The sequence below is a fragment of the Cohnella nanjingensis genome (assembly GCF_014212125.1).
Lineage (GTDB): Bacteria > Bacillota > Bacilli > Paenibacillales > Paenibacillaceae > Cohnella > Cohnella nanjingensis.
The window spans coordinates 127,173-148,443 of sequence record NZ_JACJVP010000004.1; the positions used below are offsets into that span (position 1 = coordinate 127,173).

At 60.3% G+C, this 21,271-nt stretch carries 18 protein-coding genes; 7 read left to right on the forward strand and 11 right to left on the reverse strand.

What is annotated here, in order from left to right; all coding sequences use genetic code 11:
- Positions 1-306: 306 nt before the first annotated feature.
- Positions 307-930 carry a hypothetical protein gene (locus tag H7C19_RS03575; protein ID WP_185141204.1) on the forward strand — a complete coding sequence of 208 codons (624 nt, stop codon included), beginning with the start codon at positions 307-309 and terminating at the stop codon, positions 928-930.
- 370 nt (positions 931-1,300) lie between these two features.
- Here the strand turns inward: H7C19_RS03575 and H7C19_RS03580 are convergent, their stop codons facing one another.
- Positions 1,301-1,669, reverse strand: a complete 369-nt coding sequence (locus H7C19_RS03580; protein WP_185141205.1) for a winged helix-turn-helix transcriptional regulator — start codon at positions 1,667-1,669, stop codon at positions 1,301-1,303.
- Positions 1,670-1,796: 127 nt separating this feature from the next.
- On the opposite strand from H7C19_RS03580, the gene H7C19_RS03585 reads away from it, so the two are divergent.
- The gene (locus H7C19_RS03585) at positions 1,797-2,513 is read left to right on the forward strand and encodes an NAD(P)-dependent oxidoreductase (RefSeq protein ID WP_185141206.1); all 717 of its coding nucleotides are present in this window, start codon (positions 1,797-1,799) and stop codon (positions 2,511-2,513) included.
- A gap of 455 nt (positions 2,514-2,968) precedes the next feature.
- Here the strand turns inward: H7C19_RS03585 and H7C19_RS03590 are convergent, their stop codons facing one another.
- Positions 2,969-4,240 (reverse strand): IS110 family RNA-guided transposase, encoded by a 1,272-nt coding sequence (locus tag H7C19_RS03590; RefSeq protein ID WP_185141207.1) that lies wholly within the window; start codon positions 4,238-4,240, stop codon positions 2,969-2,971.
- A 231-nt stretch (positions 4,241-4,471) separates the two neighbouring features.
- Here H7C19_RS03590 and H7C19_RS03595 point away from each other — a divergent pair, with 231 nt between their 5' ends.
- Positions 4,472-5,587 (forward strand): protein kinase family protein, encoded by a 1,116-nt coding sequence (locus H7C19_RS03595; RefSeq protein WP_185141208.1) that lies wholly within the window; start codon positions 4,472-4,474, stop codon positions 5,585-5,587.
- A 124-nt stretch (positions 5,588-5,711) separates the two neighbouring features.
- Here H7C19_RS03595 and H7C19_RS03600 read toward each other — a convergent pair whose 3' ends face one another.
- The 6 genes from H7C19_RS03600 to H7C19_RS03625 form a co-directional block, all read right to left on the reverse strand.
- The gene (locus H7C19_RS03600; RefSeq protein WP_185141209.1) at positions 5,712-6,137 is read right to left on the reverse strand and encodes a PaaI family thioesterase; all 426 of its coding nucleotides are present in this window, start codon (positions 6,135-6,137) and stop codon (positions 5,712-5,714) included.
- 76 nt (positions 6,138-6,213) lie between these two features.
- The gene (locus H7C19_RS03605; RefSeq protein WP_221469019.1) at positions 6,214-7,899 is read right to left on the reverse strand and encodes an AMP-binding protein; all 1,686 of its coding nucleotides are present in this window, start codon (positions 7,897-7,899) and stop codon (positions 6,214-6,216) included.
- Positions 7,900-7,930: 31 nt separating this feature from the next.
- Positions 7,931-9,715, reverse strand: a complete 1,785-nt coding sequence (locus H7C19_RS03610; RefSeq protein ID WP_185141210.1) for an acyl-CoA dehydrogenase FadE — start codon at positions 9,713-9,715, stop codon at positions 7,931-7,933.
- Between the two features lie 151 nt (positions 9,716-9,866).
- Positions 9,867-11,063, reverse strand: coding sequence for an acetyl-CoA C-acyltransferase (locus tag H7C19_RS03615; RefSeq protein WP_185141211.1), 1,197 nt, complete (start codon positions 11,061-11,063; stop codon positions 9,867-9,869).
- Positions 11,064-11,090: 27 nt separating this feature from the next.
- Positions 11,091-13,487 (reverse strand): 3-hydroxyacyl-CoA dehydrogenase/enoyl-CoA hydratase family protein, encoded by a 2,397-nt coding sequence (locus tag H7C19_RS03620; protein WP_185141212.1) that lies wholly within the window; start codon positions 13,485-13,487, stop codon positions 11,091-11,093.
- Between the two features lie 5 nt (positions 13,488-13,492).
- The gene (locus H7C19_RS03625) at positions 13,493-15,685 is read right to left on the reverse strand and encodes a heterodisulfide reductase-related iron-sulfur binding cluster (RefSeq protein ID WP_185141213.1); all 2,193 of its coding nucleotides are present in this window, start codon (positions 15,683-15,685) and stop codon (positions 13,493-13,495) included.
- Between the two features lie 173 nt (positions 15,686-15,858).
- Here H7C19_RS03625 and fadR point away from each other — a divergent pair, with 173 nt between their 5' ends.
- The 3 genes from fadR to H7C19_RS03640 are packed head-to-tail and all read left to right on the forward strand — an operon-like array spanning position 15,859 to position 18,276.
- The gene (gene fadR, locus H7C19_RS03630; RefSeq protein WP_185141214.1) at positions 15,859-16,443 is read left to right on the forward strand and encodes a fatty acid metabolism transcriptional regulator FadR; all 585 of its coding nucleotides are present in this window, start codon (positions 15,859-15,861) and stop codon (positions 16,441-16,443) included.
- Between the two features lie 38 nt (positions 16,444-16,481).
- Positions 16,482-17,249: an electron transfer flavoprotein subunit beta/FixA family protein gene (locus tag H7C19_RS03635; RefSeq protein WP_185141215.1), complete on the forward strand. Its 768-nt coding sequence runs from the start codon at positions 16,482-16,484 to the stop codon at positions 17,247-17,249.
- A 43-nt stretch (positions 17,250-17,292) separates the two neighbouring features.
- Complete coding sequence (locus H7C19_RS03640; protein WP_185141216.1) at positions 17,293-18,276, forward strand: electron transfer flavoprotein subunit alpha/FixB family protein; 984 nt, start codon at positions 17,293-17,295, stop codon at positions 18,274-18,276.
- A 77-nt stretch (positions 18,277-18,353) separates the two neighbouring features.
- Here H7C19_RS03640 and H7C19_RS03645 read toward each other — a convergent pair whose 3' ends face one another.
- The 3 genes from H7C19_RS03645 to H7C19_RS03655 all read right to left on the reverse strand — a co-directional run bounded on the left by H7C19_RS03645 (position 18,354) and on the right by H7C19_RS03655 (position 20,882).
- Positions 18,354-18,563, reverse strand: a complete 210-nt coding sequence (locus H7C19_RS03645) for a hypothetical protein (RefSeq protein ID WP_185141217.1) — start codon at positions 18,561-18,563, stop codon at positions 18,354-18,356.
- 180 nt (positions 18,564-18,743) lie between these two features.
- Complete coding sequence (locus H7C19_RS03650; protein ID WP_185141218.1) at positions 18,744-19,244, reverse strand: ATP-binding protein; 501 nt, start codon at positions 19,242-19,244, stop codon at positions 18,744-18,746.
- Positions 19,245-19,577: 333 nt separating this feature from the next.
- Positions 19,578-20,882 carry an MFS transporter gene (locus H7C19_RS03655; RefSeq protein WP_185141219.1) on the reverse strand — a complete coding sequence of 435 codons (1,305 nt, stop codon included), beginning with the start codon at positions 20,880-20,882 and terminating at the stop codon, positions 19,578-19,580.
- Positions 20,883-20,898: 16 nt separating this feature from the next.
- Here H7C19_RS03655 and H7C19_RS03660 point away from each other — a divergent pair, with 16 nt between their 5' ends.
- Positions 20,899-21,135: a helix-turn-helix domain-containing protein gene (locus tag H7C19_RS03660; RefSeq protein WP_185141220.1), complete on the forward strand. Its 237-nt coding sequence runs from the start codon at positions 20,899-20,901 to the stop codon at positions 21,133-21,135.
- Positions 21,136-21,271 lie beyond the last annotated feature (136 nt).

Sequence of the window (21,271 nt, forward strand, 5' to 3'; positions counted from 1 at the left end):
ACAACCGAGCCGATCTCGATAAAGGTCTTTCCGGCTCCTTAAATCTCGCATTCTTGCATTTTCCGCTTGCGCGATCTTCGCGAGCCGAAGGGCCCGTTACAGCGTGAAAACGATCGCGCGCGAGCGAAAGAGCTAGAAAGGTCCGCTACGAAGATAAAGGCGATTTCCCGATCCGTTATCGGCCGATTTCGGCGTTTTCCGGCATTGGCGGCGCTTGCCGAGAGCGGAACGATTTTACAAAGTCCGTCCGAGGCTTTATAGTCAGATATCATCTGTCGGAGCAAGCATGGAAGGGAGTGCGCGAGATTGGACCAGGCCTACTTGACGGGCATCGAGATCTTCGAATTCGCCGGGACGGGCGCGGAGGGACAAGCGCTCCCTCGCAGGCGCGGCGTGCTGAAGCTGTCTTGCGGGGCGGATGCGGGATGGAGCGGATGCATCCTGTCCGAGGGAAACGTCCCCTTCGATCTGATCCGGTGGGCCGCCTATCTGAACCAGCTGCGGCGGGTACCGCTGCACCTCGTCGGCGAGCTCGCGTACCAAGAAAGGGAGCGCTGGGGGCCTGCGCGCGCCTCGCTCGTAGAGGAAGCCTCGCGGGCGCTGCAGGCCCGGATGCAGCCGGCTGCAACGATCCGGCTGGTCGCCGCGGGCGCATCGACCGCGTCCTCCGTGGCTTGGGCCGGGGAGCGGGAATGGCTTGCGGCCGCGCCATCCACGGCTTGGGTCGGGAAGGCGGAATGGCAGGCCGAGCTTCTTGCGGCGCGGACTGGGAAGGCGGAGCGGCAAGCCGAGCTTCTAGCGGCGCGGGCTGGGAAGGCGGCGTGGCAAGCGGCCAGCATAGCGATCGATACACTCCCTGCGCTCGGCGTCCCTCTCGACGACGAGACGCTGTTCCGGACGTGCCGGGCGTACTATTCCGTCATTATTTAGCGAAAAAACCAAAGAACCTTCCATCCCCCTAGGTATGGAAGGTTCTTTCTTTGGCTTGCTGGGACGGGAGTGTACAACCGCCTTGGCGAGCTGTAAGCCGATTTTTGCGGCTTACACGGCCCGGTGCGCGCCTTTTGGCCGATTTAAGCCGACATTTGCGGCTTACACGGCCCGATGCGCGGCTTTTGGCCGCTTTAAGCCGACATTTGCGGCTTACACGGCCCGGCGCGGGGCTTTTGGCCGCTTTAAGCCGACATTTGCGGCTTACACGGCCCGATGCGCGGCTTTTGGCCTCTTTAAGCCGACATTTGCGGCTTACGAATCCCGTCGCTCGATTTTTAACGACGGATGATTCGCGCAGCTTTGGCCGTTAACCGTTAATCGCGCGAGCAACCTCAGTCGGTTTCCATGCAGACGTCTGATGCACCTCGCCCCAGTTGCACATCGCCTGCATGACCGGGACCAACGTGATGCCGTACTCGCTCAATGCGTATTCGACTTTGGGCGGCACCGTCGGATAGACCGTCCGCACGACCAATCCGTCGGCCTCCAGCTCGCGCAGGTGCTGCGCCAGCATCTTCTGCGTGATCTCGGGTATCATTTTCTCCAGCTCGCTGAACCTGCGGGTGGCGTCCAGCAGATGCCACAGGATCGTAGGCTTCCACTTACCGCCCAAGACGTGGATGACCGTCTCGATGGGGCATTTCCGCTCCTCGGTCGTCGCGTTTGCTGCTGCCATCGTCGTCCTCCTTCTCCATAACTTACTTTGAAGTGCGTCCCTTACATCAAAGTGGGTTCTTAACAAGATTTTAGGTTCGATGTTAACCTTTAGTCAATCCACAATCCAAGAAAGAAGGGCATCGAACATGAAAATCGCGGTATTTGGCGCAACGGGCAACATCGGTCGGAGAGTATTGGCAGCCGGGGTTGAAAGAGGGCATGAGATGACGGCTTTCGTCCGCAATCCGGAAAAACTGCTGGAGCAGCAAGGAGAGCGTATCGCGTCGCAAACGAACGTCATCGCGGAAGAGATGCTGGACCCGCAAAGCGTCTATCGGGCGTTGGCGCATCAGGATGCCGCTATCCTCGCGGCCGGCACGGCGGGGGATGGAGACGCGTTCGTCCGGCTCGTCGACAACATCGTCACCCAGTGCGAGCGGCAGACGCTGTTCGCCGGCCGCGTGTGGGCGATGGGAGGCGCCGGGCTCCTGACGGTCCCGCATACGTCCATCCTCGGCAACGATCTCCCCGGCATGCCGCCCGTCTACAAGAATCACGATCGGAACCTCGACCGGCTGCGCCGGACCGAGTTGGATTGGTCCATCATGTGTCCGGGTACGATGGTCGACGCTTCGCCGGAAACCTCCTTGCGCCAACTGGCGGTATCCACCGAATCGCTGCCGCTCCCTTTCCCGGAGAGCACGCGGGAGCTGTCGCCGGAGGAGCTGACGGGCCTCATCTTCAGCCGCTTCTCGGAGTTAAACGTTGCCTACGAAGACGTGGCCGCGTTTATGCTGGATCATCTCGAGCGCTCTGGCCCTTACAAGGGCAAGCGCGTAGGCGTAGCGTATCCATCGGCTTAACTCGACTCCAAGTCGACGCAGTTGCACGATGCCGCTCATGCTCCACTCGTAATTCTTTCGGCTCATCATTCATGAACTCCCTCGGTAAAATGTAGTTTTCTCACGAATGCTCGCTTATTCGCAGGATCTCACCATGGGATAAATCGTTATCTGGTCAGAAAAGGCTTTGTATCGTCAGATTCGGCAACCGAACCGCATGCGGGAACAGGAGGGGCGAGGTTTCGCTCCTCTTTTTACTACTCTGTTGCACGCTGCTCCATGTGACCTTCGGAGGCTTTCACTCCCATTTCTCGACGGGTCGATGCCCTTTCATTCCTTCGTTACGCCTATCCGGTGGTTGGAGGCCGGTCATCCTAACGGTACGGGTCTGTGCCCTTTTGCTCAACGCAATCCGGTACTCCGTGCAATCTTGAGATCCTGCGAATAAGCCAGTTTTCGTGCTAATCGAGATTTGGCTAAGCAGCTTGTTTCATAGGAAGAGCTCGATCCGGTTCGTAAGCTTCGCCGCTTTGTGCCATGGCAACCAGAAGGCGAGCCAGCTTGCCGCAAAGCTTCATCACTGAGCGCATCGGCTTCATACTTCTCGTCTTTACATTCGATTCGTGCTGTCGTTTAAACGATTCATCGTTCATGATGAGGGCCATGGTTGCCATGAATAGGGCATGACGAAGCCTCGGTCGGCCACGTTTGCTGATGGACATTTGGCCTTTCCACTTGCCTGAGCTCGCTTCAGCTAGGTTGAGGCCGGCATGCCGCAACAATGCATTGCCATGTGCATAGCCGCTAAGGTCGCCAGCTTCACCCAGAATGCCAGCGACAGACAAGGTACTCATGCCCTTCATCGCCAGCAACGGCTTAGCCAGCGGAATCCGGGCCAGTGCAACCGCCACTTCATCCTCGATTACTTGCAACTGCTCTAAAGCCAGATCATACTCAGTCAGCAGCTGTTGCAGATGAAGCTTGTAGGCTTTCTCAGCATGCTTAGCGCCGACCGAGCGAGCTGCCAGCATCAGCAGCTCACCAGCTCTTCGTTCACCGCTGTGTCGCTTCATGACCGTTTTCCAGCCATCGACTACCTGGCGAACGGTGAGCTTTCGAAGATCGGCGGGCGTTGGAAAGAGACGCAGTGTAGCCAGCGACCCAGAGCCCAAGAGGTGTTTGTATACCTGTCGCAGCTCTGGAAACACAATGTCGACCCAGCGGTGGATCTGGTTCTTGACGCTGACGAGACGATGGACGATGGTCTCCCGGTTCGCCATGAGCACACGTAGTTCCATGAACACTTCACTGGTTTCTTTGATGAAGGTATAGTAGCCGTTTTTCACCATGTCGGCGATAACCAAGGCATCCTTGACGTCGCTTTTGGAGGGTGTATTGTCGCGGTTTTCCTTGTTCTTTTTGACGAGATGAGGATTTACCAACACGACCTCGAGGCTGCGGTCTTTGAGCCAGGCAGCGAGGCTGAGCCAGTAGTGGCCGGTTGGCTCCATGCCGATGATGGCGTCGTTTAATTGGTGCGTTTCCTGCAGATCTTTCATCCACTGCAGCAGTAGGCTGAAGCCGGCGTCGTCGTTGGAGAAGTGAAGGGAAGTGCCGAGCAGGATTCCACGGAAGTTGACGGCGCGAGCAACGTGGGACTGCTGGGCGATGTCGATGCCGACGACAAGGTGCTGGGTTGAAATGCGTTCGAGCAGTTGATTTTGTTTGGCTTGAGCTTTAAACTTCAAGATAGAGCGACCTCCTTAAGATGGCTAAAGGGCTATGACCCGTGACTACTCCATCGTACCGGAGTCGCTCGTTTTTGTGCAAAGATCAAAATTAACGCTCTACAGGAATCCTAACGGGCAAAAATGGGCGATTAATTTCATACATTAATTGTAAAAGTTTATCCAAACTGATAGATTAGTGAGTGACAAACATGTTAACCAGGGAAACCGAGCGAAAGGATATTATCCCTTATGAGATTACCGCCCAACGAGCTAAATTCGTCTCTCGACATTCGACTTGCCCGCTATACCGCCGTGACCGCTGCCTTAACACAGCTAAGTGATGAACAGCTTAGAGAGCGAGTAGAAAAAGCTGCGGTGCTAAATACTGGCATTGGCGGTACAACGGCTTTGTTGCAATTGGAGGATACGTCCATATTCGTGAAAATGGTGCCGCTTACGGAATTAGAGCGAAGCTCCGAAAATTTCATGTCCACTGGAAACGTGTTCGACCTTCCTACCTATTGCCACTATGGTATAGGTTCGCCGGGAGGCGGAGTGTGGCGTGAGGTCGCCGCCCATACAATGACCACCGATTGGGTACTGGCGGGACAGTGTGAGAACTTTCCCTTCATGTATCACTGGCGGGTGTTGAAAAGTCCGGAACGGCGTACCCCCATCTCTGAGGAACTGAGCGATGTTTCCCATATGGTTGCGTTTTGGGGTACAACAAAAATACGGGGTCGTATTGAGGCGCTTCGGGAATCCGAATACATGGTAGCACTGTTCTGTGAGTACATCCCCTACAACCTGCATAACTGGCTTGCCGAGCAGGTCGCAATTGGCGAGAATGCAGCCGGTTCGGCGTTTGCTTTGGCGGAATCAAACCTGCGGTCCGCTGTCTCCTTTATGAATGCAAACGGATTGCTGCATTTCGATGTTCACTTTAAGAATGTTTTAACCGACGGACACCGTGTTTATATTTCGGACTTCGGACTTGCAACGTCTTCCCGGTTTGAACTGTCAGATTCTGAATTGAAGTTTCTTGAATTGAACAAGACTCATGATGGGTGCTATGTGGTAACAGAGTTAGTGAACTGGCTTGTAACCGCATTGAGCGGTACGGTGAACCGATCTGAACGAATAGACTTCATACGCCGTTGTGCTGAAGGGAACGAATCGCTAGAAGTGATGGATTCGGCAGCGGAGATTATCCTGCGGTACGCGCCAGTAGCCGTAGTGATTAATGATTTCTACACCGATCTCGTTTCGAAAAATAGAGCGACATCGTTTCCGGTCGAGGAGATTGAACGGGTCTGTACGACAACCGGGTTTGAGCCGATCTTCTCGGACACCAAACTTGTCTAGTCTGCTTTAGATTGAGGCTCCCCTTTCGTCTTCGAAAATCAAAAGCCGGCAAAAAGCAGCTCGCTGCTCCTTGCCGGCCTTTGTCTTTGCGGCGTTTCAATCCTCCCGCCCGCCTCGCGCTCCGCTATGGCCCCTTCCGCTCGATCACGCGGAACGAAGCGGTCGCCATGGCGCAGAGCGTGCCGTCCGGACGGGTCAACCGTCCCTGCGTCGTGATCATCCGGCCCGACAGATGCGCGATCTCCGCGACGGCGGCGACCGGGCCGAGCCCCGCGGGCGCCGTGAAGTGCAGATTCAGATTCGACGTGACCACGTCGACGTCCGGCCGCGCCATCATGGCGACGAGCCCCATCGCCGAATCCAGCAACGTAGCGTGCACGCCGCCGTGGAGGATGCCGATCAGATTCAGATGGTGCTCCTTCACGTCCAGCGAGACGACCACCTGCCGCTCGTCGATGCGCTCGATCTCGCACCCGACGTATCCCCAGAACGAATGCCGCGCCTTCTCCGCCATCCGCTCGAACTGCTCCTGCATGCGCGCGGTATCCATTCCGACGCTTCCTCCTTTCCAGCCGCTGCGCAGTTCTTTTCGCTGCTCAGCATTCGCCGCTGCCCAGGCCTCGCCGCTACTTGCCGATCCGCTCCCGCTGCGCCGAATCCTCTTCGAGCAGCTTCCGGCGCAGCACCTTCCCGGCCAGCGTCTTCGGCAGGCTGTCGCGGAATTCGTAGAGATGCGGCACCTTATAGGCGGCCAGCCGCTGCCGGCACCACTGTTCCAGCGCCTTCTCCGTCGCCTGCTTGCCTTCCTTGAATACGATATACGCCTTAACGGTCTCCCCCCGATACGGGTCCGGCACGCCGAGGACGGCGGCCTCCTGGATATCGGGATGCTCGAACAGCACTTCCTCGATCTCGCGCGGGTAGATATTGAATCCTCCGGCGATGATGATGTCCTTCATCCGGTCCATGATGTAGAAGTAGCCGTCCTCGTCCATGCGCGCCATGTCTCCCGTGCGAAGCCAGCCGTCGCGCAGCGTCTTCGCCGTCTCCTCCGGCGCGTTCCAGTAGCCCTTCATCACTTGCGGCCCGCGGACCGCGAGCTCCCCCGTCTCGCCGACCGGCAGCTCCTCGCCCGTGTCCGGATGGACGATCTTGGCGACCGTATCCGGGAGGGGAATGCCGATCGAGCCGCTCTTGCGCTTTTCCCAGACGTTGTTCGCCATCGTCACCGGAGAAGCCTCGGTCAGTCCGTACCCTTCGATGAGCCGGCCGCCGGACAGCTTCTCGAACCGCTCTTGGACTTCGTACGGCAGCGGCGCGGCGCCGCTGATGCACATCTTGATCGACGAGAGATCGTACTGGCTCAGATTGCGGTGATTGAGCAGAGCGATATACATCGTCGGCGCGCCTGGGAATATCGTCGGCTTGAGCTTGTGAACGACCTGCAGAATCTGGCCCGCCTCGAATTTCGGCACGAGGATGAGACAGCCGCCTTGGAGCACGGCCTTGTTCATCAACACCGTCAATCCGAACACATGAAAAAAAGGAAGCGCCGCCAAATACCGTTCTTTGCCGGGTTTGCATTTGTAAGCCCATAGGCTGATCTGCATCGTATTGACGATCACGTTGTAGTGGGTCAGCATGACGCCCTTCGAGACGCCCGTCGTCCCCCCGGTATATTGGAGGAGCGCGAGATCGTTCTCCGCATCCACGTCGGTGTGGCACGGCTCGCCGGAGGCATCGTGCATGAGGCGGACGAAGGAATGAATACCCGGCTCGTAGACGACTTCCAGGTTCAGGCCGTCCTTCTTCGCCTTCAGCGGGTAGAGCAGGTTCTTGGGAAAGGGCAGATAATCCTTCACCGAAGTCACGATGACATCCCGGACCGGCGTCTTGGGCATCACTTCCTTCAGCTTGCCGTGCAGCAGATCGAGCGTCACGACGACGCGCGCGCCCGAATCGCTCAGCTGATGCTCCAGTTCGCGGGGCATGTAGAGCGGATTGGTCATGACGACGACGCCGCCCGCGAAGAGCGTGCCGTAATAGGCGATGACGAGCTGGGGGCAGTTGGGCAGCATGATCGCCACCCGATCCCCCTTCGCTACGCCTAGACCGCGGATCGCGTGGGCGAACCGGTAGGCGCCCTCCAGCAGATCCGCGTATTTCATCTCCTTGCCCATGAAGTGAAGTGCCGCGTGCGCGGGATAATCGGCCGCGGATTGGATGAGAAAGTCGGCCAGATTTTTTTTCGGATACGGGTAGTGCGGCGGTACTTCCTTCGGATAGTGAGACAACCACGGTTGGAGCGACATGATCCTTCACCTCATTGGTTTGGAATCCGGCCTAGCACACGTATTGTTCCGACTGAATCACGCTGGAAGCGATTTCGCGCTTTAACTGTATCGTATGGAGCGGCGATTGGCGAGTCAATTTTTTGAGCACGGACAGCTGCGTGCGCAGCGTATCGCCCGTCGCGACGGCCGCGAGGATCTCCTTGGCCAGCGCTTCGATGCCGGCGAACGACTCGCGGACGAACACGCGCGTCATGGCGATGGGCGCGGCGGCTTTCTCCTCGCCCTTCTTCGCGATGAGCTTCTTCGTCCGCAGCAGGGCGCTCTCCATCGCATAGATCTGGATCATGATGTCGGCCAGATGGCTCAGCGTCTCCTGCTCCTCCTCCAGCTTCGTTTGGTAGGTCTGAACGGCGGAGCCTCCGGCCATCAGGAAGATTTTCTTCGCCATCGAGAGCAGGTGCGTCTCCTCCTCCAGCGTGCCCTCGAACGTCTGCCCCGGCACGAGCTGGAGCAGCTCGGACTGCAGCGCCTGCGCCTTTTGCAGGAGAGGCAGCTCGCCCTTCATGGCGCGCTTGACCAGCGTCCCCGGGATGAGCAGGCGGTTGATCTCGTTCGTCCCTTCGAAAATGCGGTTGATCCGCGAATCGCGATAGATGCGCTCGATCTTGTATTCCTGGATGAAGCCATAGCCGCCGTGAAGCTGTACGCCTTCGTCGGCGACGAAATCGAGCGTCTCGGAGCCGAACACCTTGTTGATCGAGCATTCGATCGCATATTCGGCGATCGCCTTGGCGGACTGCACGCCCGCGTCGGGGCTGGCGTGGTCGATGCCGCCGAGCCCGTCGTCCATCAGGCCGGCCGTCCGGTACACCATGCTCTCGAGCGCGTACGTGCGAATGTTCATCTCGGCGAGCTTCTTCCCGACGAGCGGGAAGGAGGAGATCGGGCGGCCGAACTGGGCGCGCTCGTTCGCGTACTTCGCGCTGAGCCCGATCGCTTCCTTGGCGGCGCCGAGACAGCCGACCGCCAGCTTGAAGCGGCCGATGTTGAGGATGTTGAAGGCGATCAGATGGCCTTTGCCGACCTGCCACAGCAGATTCTCCGCGGGCACCTTGACGTCCTCGAGGATGAGCGGCCGCGTCGAGGAGCCCTTGATCCCCATCTTCTTCTCCTCGGGTCCGACGCTGACGCCAGGCATCGTGCGCTCCACGATGAAGGTGCTGAAGTCCTTGCCGTCCACCTTGGCGTACACGATGAACACGTCGGCGAAGCCGGCGTTCGTGATGAACTGCTTGGTGCCGTTCAGGACATAGTGCTCCCCGTCCTCGGTCAAGCGGGCCGTCGTCTTCGCGCCAAGCGCGTCGGAGCCGGAGGACGGCTCGGTCAGGCAGTAGGCCGCGATCTTCGCGCCGCTGGCGAGATCGGGCAGGTACTTCTTCTTCTGCGCCTCCGAGCCGAAGTAGACGATCGGGAGCGTGCCGATACCGACGTGCGCCCCGACCGAGAGGGCGAACGAGGACGCTTTGGCGAGGTTCTCGCTGATGAGCGCCGAGCTGACCTTGTCGAGGCCGAGGCCGTCGTAGGCCTCCGGCACGTCCGCGCCGAGCAGTCCCAGCTCGCCGGCCTTCCGCATGAGCTTCACGGTGAGGTCGTAATCCAGCTTCTCCAGCTCGTCGTCGACCGGCAGCACTTCGCCGTCGACGAAGTCCGAGGTCGTCTCCGCGATCATCCGCTGCTCCTCCGTCAGATCGTCGGGCGTGACCACCCGCTCGTAATCCAGATCCGCGATGACGAAGCTGCCGCCCAACACTTGGTCGATCACTTTATCCGCCATGTTCGTCTCTCCTCCGATAACGTAAGGTTTGATGGGGCTTACGGTCCAAAACTGTTCAGGTCAGGTGCGCCTTGGTCAGTCCAGGCGAGAAACAGGCCTGCTTAGGTTAGTCCAGGTGAGAACGGGGCGGGCTCGGTCGGTACAGATGAGGTCAGTTCGGACCGTGCCCGGGAAATACTTCGAAAACGCCGGCCGCGCCCATGCCGCCGCCGATGCACATCGACACGACGCCGTAGCCGCCGCCGCGCCTGCGCAGCTCGTAGATCAAGCTGGTCGCCAGCTTCGTGCCGGTGCAGCCGAGCGGATGGCCGAGCGCGATCGCCCCGCCGTTCACGTTGACCTTGTCCTCCGGGATGTCCAGCGCGCGGACGATATGCAGGCATTGCGAAGCGAACGCCTCGTTGATCTCGAACAGGTCGATGTCGGCGAGTCGCAGCCCAGCCCGCGCCACGGCCTTCGGGACCGCCTCGACCGGTCCGACGCCCATGATGTCGGGATCGACGCCCGCGAGCGCGAACGACCGGAAGGCGGCGAGCGGCGCGAGGCCGAGCGCCTCCGCCTTCTCGCGGCTCATCACGAGCACCGCGGCGGCGCCGTCGCTCATCTGCGACGCGTTGCCCGCCGTGACCGTGCCGCCTTCCTTGAAGGCCGGCTTTAGCTTCGCCAACACCTCGGGCGTCGTGTCCGCCCTCACGCCCTCGTCCGTCTCGACGACAAGCGGCTTGCTCCACGGCTTGCCGTCGTCCCCGAACCCCCCGATCGACGTCGCGACCGGAACGGTCTCCTCCCGGAAGGCGCCCGACCGCAGCGCCTCGGCCGCCTTGCGGTGACTCTCCGCCGCGAAACGGTCCTGATCCTCGCGGGAGACGCCGAAACGTTCGGCGACGTTCTCGGCCGTGTGGCCCATGGCGATGTACACGTCCGGCATCTGCGCCACGATGTCCGGATGGGGCGCCGGCTTGAATCCGGCCATCGGGACATGGCTCATGCTCTCCACCCCGCCGGCGATGATCGCGTCGGCGCCGCCGGTCATGATGCGTTCGGCCGCGAACGCGATGGACTGCAGCCCGGACGAGCAGAACCGGTTGATCGTCAGCGCCGGCACGGCCGACGGGAAGCCCGCGTACAGCGACATGATGCGGGCGAAGTTCAGCCCTTGCTCTCCTTCCGGCATCGCGCAGCCGACGATGATATCTTCGATGTCCGCCTTGCTCACGCCCGGCGCGCGTTCCACGACGGCCTGCAGCACCGTCTTGCCCAGATCCTCCGCCCGGGTGTGGACGAAGCTGCCCTTCTTGGCCCGGCCGACCGGGGTGCGCGCGGCGGATACGATGACGGCTTCTCTCATGTCGTTCACCTCTCTTAGGGAATGGTATTAGTTCCGCAGCGCCTTGCCCTTGCCGAGCATGTGCTGCATGCGCAGCTGCGTCTTCGGTTCCCCGCACAGGCTGAGGAACGCCTCCCGTTCCAGATCGAGCAGATACTGCTCGGTGACCAGCGTCCCTGCCGGCACGTTCCCGCCCGCGAGGACGTGCGCCAGCTTGCCGGCGATGAGCAGGTCGTGATCGCTGATGTATCCGCCGCGCCGCATATCGTACGCGCCGAGCTTCATGACGGCGGCGCCGTCCCGGCCGACGACGCGGATCTTCTCTTCGCGCTGCGCTTCATACCCGGCCTGGACGAGCCGGAGGGCGGACTGCTTCGCCTCGTAGATCAGGTGGTCCTGATTCGCGACGACCCGGTCCTGCTCGCGGAAGTAGCCGAGCCGCTTGGCGTCGTGCGCGCTCGTCGACACCTTCGCCATACCGATGTTCAGGAACGCCGCGTTCAGATGCGGCTGAAGGTCGACCTCCGGATTCGGATTGGCCCGGCTGATCCGCCGCGCCATCTCCTTGCAGCCGCCGCCGGCGGGAATGAGCCCGACGCCGACCTCGACCAGGCCGTAGTAGGTCTCCGCGTGCGCGCACACCTCGTCGGCCGGCAGGCACACCTCGACGCCCCCGCCCAGCGTCATCCGGTGCGGCGCCGCCACGACCGGCTTTTCGAAGCGCTTCAGCTTCATCATCGTGTCCTGGAACATCCGGATGATGGCGTCGACTTCGTCCCATTCCTCGTCCTGCGCTTCCATGAGCAGGAGCATCAGATTCGCGCCGACGCAGAAGTTCCGCCCTTCGTTCGCGATGAGGAGCGCGTCGTGGTTCGCGCGCACCTCGTCCACGCTCTTCTGGATCATCGTCAAGATGTCGGCGCCGATCGCGTTGTTCGGCGAGTGGAACTCCAGGCAGGCGACGCCGTCGCCGACGTCGACGAGGCTCGCGCCGCTGTTGCCCGCGATCGTCCGTCCCCGCTCCTTCAGGTCGCGCAGCGAGATGCGCTCCGGCGCCTGCTCCTCGGTCTTAAAGCGTCCTTGGTAGACGTAGGACGTGCTGCCTTCGGAACGTCGGTAGAAGGAATCGTTCCCTGCGGCGATCCATTCCTTCACCCATGCCGGCACGGACCGGCCCTCGGCTTCCATCCGCTCGACCGACTTGGCGAGACCGATCGCGTCCCACAGCTCGAACGGGCCGAGCTCCCAGTTGAAGCCCCAGCGCATCGCCCGGTCGATGTCGTAGGCCGAATCGGCGATCTCGCCGACCTTCTCCGCCGCGTAGAGGAGCGTGGCGCTTAGCACCTCCCAAGCGAGCTCCGAGTACCTGTCCTTCGCGCCCAGTAGCGCCTTCGTCTTCGCCCGCGCCCCCTTTGCCGTCTTCGCCGCTTCGAGCGACGCGCCCGCGGGCTTTTTGCCTTTGACGTACGCCATCGTCTTCAAATCCAGCGATAGGATCTCGCTGCCCTGCTCGCCGCGGATCTTCTTGTAGAAGCCCTGTCCCGCCTTCTCCCCGATCCAGCCGCGCGCGACCATCTCCCGCAGCAGCGGCGACGGCGCGAACACGGCCTTCTCCGCTTCATCGTTCGCTTTGTCGTAGACGTTGTTCGCGACGTGGACGAACGTATCGAGCCCGACCAAGTCGAGCGTGCGGAACGTCGCGCTCTTCGGGCGGCCGAGCGCCGGTCCGGTAGCGGCGTCCACCTCGTCGACGGTGTAGCCGTGACGCTCCATCGCCTGCAGCGTCACCAACAGGCCGTAGGTGCCGATCCGGTTGGCGATAAAGTTCGGCGTGTCCTTGGCGATGACGACGCCCTTGCCGAGCTTCCGCTCCCCGAACGCGGAGATGCGCCGCACGATGCCGGAATCGGTCGTCTCGCCCGGGATGATCTCGAGCAGCTTCATGTAGCGGGGCGGATTGAAGAAGTGCGTCCCGAGGAAATGGGATTTGAACGCCTCGCTCCGCCCCTCCGCCATCGCATTGATCGAGATGCCGGACGTGTTCGAGGTGACGATGATGCCGGACCTCCAGTGGTTCTCGATCTTGCCGAGCAGATCCCGCTTCGCCTCGAGGTTCTCGACGATGACCTCGATGACCCAGTCGACCTCCGCGATCCGTCCGAGATCGTCTTCCAGATTCCCCGGCGCGATCCGGCTCGCGAACGCATCGTCGTACAAAGGCGACGGCTTGATCTTCGCGAGCCGCGAGATCGCCTGGGTCGCCAGGCGGTTGCGGACGACCGGGTGAAGCGTCGAATGTCCCTTGGCTTCCTCCTCCGGCGTCGGCTTTGCCGGGACGAGGTCCAGCAGCAGCGTGGAGATTCCGACGTTGGCCAGGTGCGCGGCGATGCTCGCGCCCATGACGCCGGAGCCGATCACGGCGGCTTTGGTGATGGTTGCGGTCATAAGCTTCATCCCTCCTGAACGGTTGGTTGGGCTATCGGTGCTATCGGTTCCGGGGCCGCCGTCCGTCCGAAGACGGCCCATTCCAAGATCTCCGCGATGTCGCGCGCCTTCACGCGATCGTCGACTTCCTTCAGCTTCGCGCCGTCCTCCATCATCGTCAGACAGAACGGGCAAGCGCTGCCGATAATCGACGGGTTCGTCTGAAGCGCCTGTTCCGTCCGGGCGACGTTGACGCGTTTGCCGGACGTCTCCTCCATCCACATCATGCCGCCGCCCGCGCCGCAGCACATGCCGTTCTCGCGGTTGCGCGCCATCTCGACCATTTCGACGCCAGCAATCGCGCGAAGCACGTTGCGGGGCTCGTCATAGACGTTGTTGTAGCGGCCGAGATAGCAGGAGTCGTGATAAGTGATGCGCTCGTTCACGGGATGTCTCGGATGCAGCTTCCCTTCCCGGATCAATCCGTCCAGCATTTGCGTGTGGTGAAGCACTTCCACCCCCTCAAGCCCGAATTCGGGATATTCGTTTTTTAGCGTATTGAAGGTGTGCGGGCAAGCGGTCACGATCCGCTTCACGCCGTAGCGTCGGAACGTGGCGATATTGTCCGCGCACAGCTGCTGGAACAGCATCTCGTTGCCCATCCGGCGCGGCGTATCCCCCGAATTCCGCTCCTCGTTGCCGAGGATCGCGAAGTTGACGCCAGCTTCGTTCAGAAGCCGGACGAAGGCTCGCGACACTTTGCGGGTCCGGTTGTCGTAGGCGCCCATGGAACCGACGAAGAACAGGACGTCGAACGCCGGATTGTCCTTCACCGTCGGCACGGGGATGCCGCCGATGTCCTCCGTCCATTTGCTCCGGTCGTTGCGGTTGATGCCCCATGGATTGCCTTGGCGCTCGATGTTCTGCATCGCCCGCTGCCCCTCGTGCGGCACGCTGCCCTGCATGAGGACGAGATGGCGGCGCAGGTCGACGATCTTGTCGACGTGCTCGTTGCCGACCGGGCATTGATCCTCGCAGTTCCGGCAGGTGGTGCACGCCCAGATCTCTTCCTCGGACATGACGTCGCCGATCAGCTCCATCTCCTCCGGCTTCTTGCCGTCTTCGGCCTTATTCCATGACCGCTTCTGCCAAGCAAGGGTCGGCCCGATGTCCGTGATGCCGTCGGGCTGCCAATCGGACATCTCCTCCGCGGTGTTCATCGCATGCGCGCCTCCGCCCTGGAAGGCGAACGCGGGCGCCCACGGCGACTTCGCCGTGACTGCGGCGCCCTTCTCCGTCAGATGATCGCGCAGCTTCACGATCAGGTGCATCGGGGACAGCGCCTTGCCCGTGTTCGAGGCCGGGCACACGTTCGTGCAGCGGCCGCACTCCACGCAAGCGTAGAAGTCGAGCATCTGCTTCTGCGTGAAGTCTTCGATCTTGCCGACGCCGAAGCTCTCCGCCTCCTCGTCCTCCAGATCGAGCTTGCGCAGCTTGCCGACCGGCTCGCTCCGGCCGAGGAATAGGTTGATCGGCGCCGTAATGAGGTGGAAGTGCTTCGACTGGGGGATATAGACCAGGAACGCCAATAAAATGACGAGATGCGCCCACCAGAAAACGTAGAAGAACGCTTCGGCCGCCCCCTCGGATAGCCCCCCGAACGCCGCCGCCAGCAGCGACGACACCGGCGCGTAAGCGGAGCTTGCCAGTCCTTCGTAGGCGCGGTGGAAGCCCAGCGACAGGAGCACCGACAGCATGAGGAAGAAGATGAAGAAGAGGACGATGCTCGGCTTCCATCCCTTCTTCAGGCGCTTCAGCCGTTCCCCGTATCTCCGATAGGCCGCGTAGCCGGTCGCGAGGAGGATGAGCAGCACCGTGATCTCCTGGGTCAGCCCGAACGCCCGGTAGCCGGGAATCGGCAGCGGCTTGCCGCCCGACAATCCCGTATAGATCAAGTCCAACGCGCCGAATTGAAGAATGATGAAGCCGTAGAAAATGACGAGGTGCATGAGGCCGCTCTTGCGGTCCTTGAGCAGTTTGGCGTGGCCGAGCGCCTGAACGAGCAGGTCCCGGACGCGCAGCCGCCAGTTCAGCGGCTGCCGCGCCGGCTGCCCGAGCTTCACGTACAGATAGCGATGATAGACGGCCCTGTAGAACAACGAGAGCGCATAACCGACGACGAGCAGGAATAAAAGGTATTGAATCCATTGCCCGAGCATGAGTACCCCGTCCTTTCGCGCAAGTCTGCTGTAAGCCCTTACATCGGCACTGTATAAAAAATCTTATGAATCGTACGTTGACAACGCCTTCCGGATTCCATAAGATGGGGTAAGAGAATAATGAATGACCATTCATTCAGTTTTGATTCGAATTCTACCACCGGGGTGGCCAGATGACAAGTAAAAAAAACCTAAAATTCAATTTAATCCTAGACGCAGCGGTCAAAGTCTTCGCGGAAACCGGCTACCACGGCTCCCAAGTGTCCAAGATCGCGCGGGAAGCCGGCGTCGCGGACGGGACGATTTACTTATACTTTAAAAACAAAGAAGATATTCTCATCTCCCTCTTCCGCGAACGGCTCGGCGGCCTGGTCGCCAAGTTCAAAGCCAGCGTGGAAGGCACGCAAGCCGCCGACGAAGCGCTCCGCCAGATCTGCACCATTCACTACGCCGAGCTGGAGAACAATCCGGAGCTGGCCTACGTGACGCAGATCGAGCTGCGCCAGAGCTCGCTGGAGCTCCGGGTCGCGATCGGCCAGGCCGTCAAACCCTATATTCAGCTGATTGAATCCCTGCTCGTCCAAGGGATGGAAGAAGGCGCGTTCCGGCCCGGACTCGACGTGAAGCTCGTCCGACTGCTCATCTTCGGGGCGATGGACGAAGTAGTCACCTCGTGGCTCATCTCCGGCCGCAAGTATTCGCTCACCGCGCAGACCGACGCGACCGTGGCGTTTTTCCTCAGGGCGCTCCAGCCTTGAGTACCATACTCCATCTTCGACCGAAAGGGGACATCGTCATGAACGTGTACGTGGTGCTGAAACAGACATTCGATACGGAGGAGAGAATCGTCATCCGGGACGGCCGGGTGGCCGAAGAGGGCGTCAAGTTCGTCATGAATCCATATGACGAATACGCGGTGGAGGAAGCGATCCGGATCAAGGAGGCCGGCGGCGGACAGGTCGTCGTCGTCTCCGTCGGACCGGAGCGGACGGGCGAGGCGCTCCGCACCGCGCTCGCCATGGGCGCGGACGAAGCCGTCCTCGTGACGGACGACCGCATCCCGCCCGACGAATACGCGGTATCTCGCGTATTGGCCGCTTACTTCGCGGAGCGTCCGTTCGATCTCATCCTCGGCGGCAATTTCTCGGTGGACAACGGCGCGGGACAGGTGGCCGTACGCGTCGCGGAACAGCTCGGCATTCCGCACGTCTCCTCGATTACCAAGCTCGCGATCTCCGGCGACCGCGCGGGCGTCGAACGAGACGCCGAAGGCGACCTGGAGAAGCTGGAGGTCTCGCTGCCGGCTTTGTTCACCGCCCAGCAGGGGTTGAACGAGCCGCGCTATCCGTCTCTCCCGGGCATCATGAAGGCCAAGAAGAAGCCGTTCCAGCAGTTGACGCTGGACGACCTGAAGCTGAGCGCGGAAGAGCTGACGGCCAGGACAACCCGGACGGAGCTCTTCCTGCCGCCCGCCAGACAGGCGGGACAGCTCCTGCAAGGCGATGCGGCGACGCAGGCGGCGGCGCTCGTCGAGCGGCTCCGCACGCAATCGAAGATCATCTGATCGTCGCTGCAAGATCGATGAACGACTGAGGAGGAATGGAATCATGAGCCGAACTTATCTCGTAATCGCGGAACACCGGGACGGAAAGCTGCGTCAAGTCGCGCTGGAGGCGCTGCAGGCGGCTCTCTTATCTTCTTCGGAAGGCGACTCGTTCACGGCCGCCATCCTGGGCGGCGAAGGAACGGCGGCGTTGGCGGAGGAACTGGCGGGCTATCCGGTCTCGCAGATCCATCTGCTCGAGGCCGACGGCCTGAACGCCTACAATCCGGAAGCGTACGCGGCCGCGCTCCTCCCGCTGCTGGACGCCGTGCGACCCGACGCCGTCTTCCTCGGACATACGGCGATCGGCCGGGACTTGGCCCCGACATTGGCCGCCCGCCTTCAGGCCGGGCAGCTCTCGGACGTCGTCGCCATCGAGCGAACCGGAGACGAAGTGTCGTTCACTCGTCCGCTCTATGCCGGCAAGGCGTTCGAGAAGCGGTCGTTCGCTTCGTTCCCTTGGGTCGTCACCGTGCGCCCGAACAATCTCCCCGCCGCAGCGCCTGCCGAGAACGGCCGTCGGGCCGACATCGTCCGGACGGACGTTGCCGCTCCCGCTTCCCTGCGTACCGTCGTGAAGGAAGTCGTGCGCAAGACGTCCGGCAAGGTCGACCTGTCCGAAGCGAAGATCATCGTCTCCGGCGGCCGCGGCGTGAAGAGCGCGGACGGCTTCAAGCCGCTGGAGGAGCTCGCGAGCCTGCTGAACGGAGCGGTCGGCGCTTCGCGCGGCGCCTGCGACGCGGGCTACTGCGACTATGGCATGCAGATCGGCCAGACCGGCAAGGTGGTGACGCCGGAGGTGTATATCGCGTGCGGCATCAGCGGCGCGATCCAGCATCTGGCGGGGATGAGCGGCTCCCGCGTCATTATCGCCATCAACAAGGACCCGGAGGCGCCGATCTTCAAGGTGGCCGACTACGGCATCGTGGGCGATCTGTTCGAAGTCGTCCCGCTGCTCACGCAAGAATTCCGCAAAGCGCTCGCCTGACGCGAACCGCGCACAGAACAGCCCGCTGGCCGATGGCCGGCGGGCTGTTCGCATCGGCGCCGCCGGATGGGCGCCGCCTAGATATTCATGAGCAGCAGGAACAGAATCGCGAGCACGATGATCGTAACGAGGTAGTAAGCGGACAGCTTGGTCCAGTTGCGGACCGGACGATTCGCGTAGTCCGGATTCTCTTCTTGATTTTTGCGCGAGAAGCCCACCAAGATCGTTCCCGCGAGCGCTGCGATCATCACGATGACGACCAGCGCAATGCCGATATTCGTATCCATAGGTTCACCCGGTTTGTCTGATGTCTGGCTCTTGCTCAACCATAGCCGGAACGCGGGGCAAAAGCAAGTGGCAATACGGTAGCGGCCGCCTATTACGGGAGGCGTCTGGATTGTTGATTCTCCATCAAGGTCTTGCCTCTAGGGGTCGGATATCATTATTCACATTCTATTGTGCTCTAATCAGGTGTACCTAAGTACCCACTCTTTGATCTGAATAGCAACTTCGGCGACATCGGTATTTGTAGTATCAATAGTCGGCATAGGAGGGTTATAGAATTCATCGGATATTTCGATTAGTCGGCTTGCAAAACTTGTATATCGTTGGATCATCTCATCCGGCCAATTTCTCTCGCGAAGTCGTTTTTCCCGAATTTCATCACTACAATGCAGATTCAGGTAGTAGACATGACGAAAACAATCAAAATCCACGCATTTTTCCATATCCCATGGCATTATCGTTCCGCAAAGGATGGTCATTCTCCCACTCTCAGCGATATTTCTGGCAAATCGAATCCAAATATTCAATACGTTCGGCCAATCATCATAATCTATGAATCCCCTCAAGTTGTCAGGGTCGAATACATCGAATTCAGGCATGATTCTTCGCAGCTCACTTATCACATAGGTTTTACCCGACCCGCTTGAACCAGTGACAATAAATAAAGGCAGCTTTTCTTCCATAAATTCCCCTCCTTCTTGTTTTTAGCTTATATCGAAATCAATCCTAAGCAAGACGGAGTTTTTTTATAGCTGATTTTACCCCTAAATTTAATAAATCCTGCTCATTAAAATGAAATGCGCCTCTTACGAGGCGCGAGGCGCTCAGGCTATCGAGAAGCCTCGACAGCCTGAGACGTACGTAGTACGTCACATGAGCGGCGATGGGCACGGGAGCAGCAAAGAGACGTATTGGGTACGTCACATGAGCGGCNNAGACGTACTGGGTACGTCACAGAGTGTCGAGAAGCCGTTGATCGTCCTTTTCTTCCTTAACCATGCCGGTCTCCCCTATACTCAGTAAGACGATGGCTTCTTGCTGCGGAACACGAACGGCGCGATGGCGACGGACAGCAGCATCATGACGAGCCCGGCAAAGCCGGTCACCCCGTAATTCTGCAGCCAGGCCGGCGCATCCCCCGTCAGCTTGTAGACCCACCCGCCGACGATCGGTCCGACGAAGCCGGCCATGCCCGTGAGCGCGGAGAAAACGGCCACGTACATCGGGCGTTCGGACTTCGGCGTATCGCCGATCAGGAAGTTAAAGACGAGCAGGTTGTACCCGCCGAGACCGACGCCGAGCAGGATGTGAACGAAGGCCAGCACGAGCAGCACCGGCAACGCCGCCAGTCCGAACCAGGCGAGGCAGGCCAGGGCGATGATCGGGAACGTCCACAGCAGCAGCGTCCGCGCGGGATATCGGGCGTTCATGTTGCCCCAGTAGATGTAGCTGACCATCATGACGATATTCTGCAGCATGGTGATCAGCGTCACGCTGCCGTAGCTGAGATGGAGCATGTGCAGCATCACGTAGGAAAAGAGCGGGATGACGATGTTCTGCGCCAGGATGTACAGCGTAATGAACAGCGTCGCGGTGACGAAGCTGCGGTCCCGTAGCGGCTTGAACAGCCGTACGCCCGCGGAGCTTCCCTCCGGCGAGGGCTGGAACGGCGGATTGGCGTACCGCGACAGCTCGAGCCCGTTCCAGACGACGCAGAGCGCGCTGATCGCGAACAGAATCGTGAACCCGCGGCCTCCGGGTATCCACTCCATCAGCTGACCGCCGAGCAGCAGCGTCAAGCTGACCACCGCCCAGTGAATGGTGTTGCGGATGCCGAAGTAGCGGCCCCGCACCGTCGGCGGCACGATATCGGCCATGAGCGAGGTCCAGATGACCCCGCCGGCCTGACCGAAGGAGAACGACAGGAGGAAGACGATCAGGTAGATCGGCGCCCACGACGCCTCCGGGAACAAGAGCGGAATCAGTCCCGTGGATACCCATAGCGCGCGATGCGTCGTGCCGAACAGCGTGACGAGGCGTCGCCGGTTGTGCCATCGCTGCATGCCGAGGGCGATAAAGATCTGGATGAGCAGCGTGAACGACGGGATCGCCGCCACGAGGCCGATCTGTTCGGAGCTGAATCCGAGGTAGAGCAGAAACGCCGTCTGCAGCGGTCCGCCGAGCAGGTTCCCGACGATGTTCGCGGGGACGCCCTCCCGGAGCGAGGCCCGCATGCCCCTGCGATTCTCTGAATCGTTCGGGCGGCTGCGGCTGCCCAAGTAACGCCTGAAGTCTTTGGCCGCATACGATTGTCGGCTCATCATCCCTAGCTCCCCCATGGTGTTCCCCGAATATGGCTTCGTTGCGATATTTTCAGTCGGCTGCGCAAAAAAAGATGGAGAAGGCCCTTTTGTATATGGAGCAGCACAGTTGAACATCGGTGAAATCGCAGCTTCGGACGGGTATAGCAACGCCAGCAATTTCACAACGGCCTTTCGCAAGCAATATGGCTGCAATCCAAGCGAATATGTAAAACGAATCAACCAACTGGATGTGGAGCGAAGCAAGCTATAGAACGGTCTGAACTAGCAGAAAGTTTCAAGCAAGCAGGACTATCATTCGGAAAACGATAATGTCTGCATGCTTGAAGCTTTTTTTATCCCCTAACAAGGAAGTAATCTCCCGCAACAGGTATTGGCAAAGTTACATG

Coding starts and splice junctions, on each gene's coding strand:
- H7C19_RS03580 (WP_185141205.1), bottom strand. CDS start 1,669: ATGGCAGCAGCAAACGCGACGACCGAGGAGCGGAAATGCCCCATCGAG.
- H7C19_RS03585 (WP_185141206.1), top strand. CDS start 1,797: ATGAAAATCGCGGTATTTGGCGCAACGGGCAACATCGGTCGGAGAGTA.
- H7C19_RS03595 (WP_185141208.1), top strand. CDS start 4,472: ATGAGATTACCGCCCAACGAGCTAAATTCGTCTCTCGACATTCGACTT.
- H7C19_RS03600 (WP_185141209.1), bottom strand. CDS start 6,137: ATGGATACCGCGCGCATGCAGGAGCAGTTCGAGCGGATGGCGGAGAAG.
- H7C19_RS03605 (WP_221469019.1), bottom strand. CDS start 7,899: ATGTCGCTCCAACCGTGGTTGTCTCACTATCCGAAGGAAGTACCGCCG.
- H7C19_RS03610 (WP_185141210.1), bottom strand. CDS start 9,715: ATGGCGGATAAAGTGATCGACCAAGTGTTGGGCGGCAGCTTCGTCATC.
- H7C19_RS03615 (WP_185141211.1), bottom strand. CDS start 11,063: ATGAGAGAAGCCGTCATCGTATCCGCCGCGCGCACCCCGGTCGGCCGG.
- H7C19_RS03620 (WP_185141212.1), bottom strand. CDS start 13,487: ATGACCGCAACCATCACCAAAGCCGCCGTGATCGGCTCCGGCGTCATG.
- H7C19_RS03625 (WP_185141213.1), bottom strand. CDS start 15,685: ATGCTCGGGCAATGGATTCAATACCTTTTATTCCTGCTCGTCGTCGGT.
- fadR (WP_185141214.1), top strand. CDS start 15,859: ATGACAAGTAAAAAAAACCTAAAATTCAATTTAATCCTAGACGCAGCG.
- H7C19_RS03635 (WP_185141215.1), top strand. CDS start 16,482: ATGAACGTGTACGTGGTGCTGAAACAGACATTCGATACGGAGGAGAGA.
- H7C19_RS03640 (WP_185141216.1), top strand. CDS start 17,293: ATGAGCCGAACTTATCTCGTAATCGCGGAACACCGGGACGGAAAGCTG.
- H7C19_RS03645 (WP_185141217.1), bottom strand. CDS start 18,563: ATGGATACGAATATCGGCATTGCGCTGGTCGTCATCGTGATGATCGCA.
- H7C19_RS03650 (WP_185141218.1), bottom strand. CDS start 19,244: ATGGAAGAAAAGCTGCCTTTATTTATTGTCACTGGTTCAAGCGGGTCG.
- H7C19_RS03655 (WP_185141219.1), bottom strand. CDS start 20,882: ATGAGCCGACAATCGTATGCGGCCAAAGACTTCAGGCGTTACTTGGGC.
- H7C19_RS03660 (WP_185141220.1), top strand. CDS start 20,899: ATGGTGTTCCCCGAATATGGCTTCGTTGCGATATTTTCAGTCGGCTGC.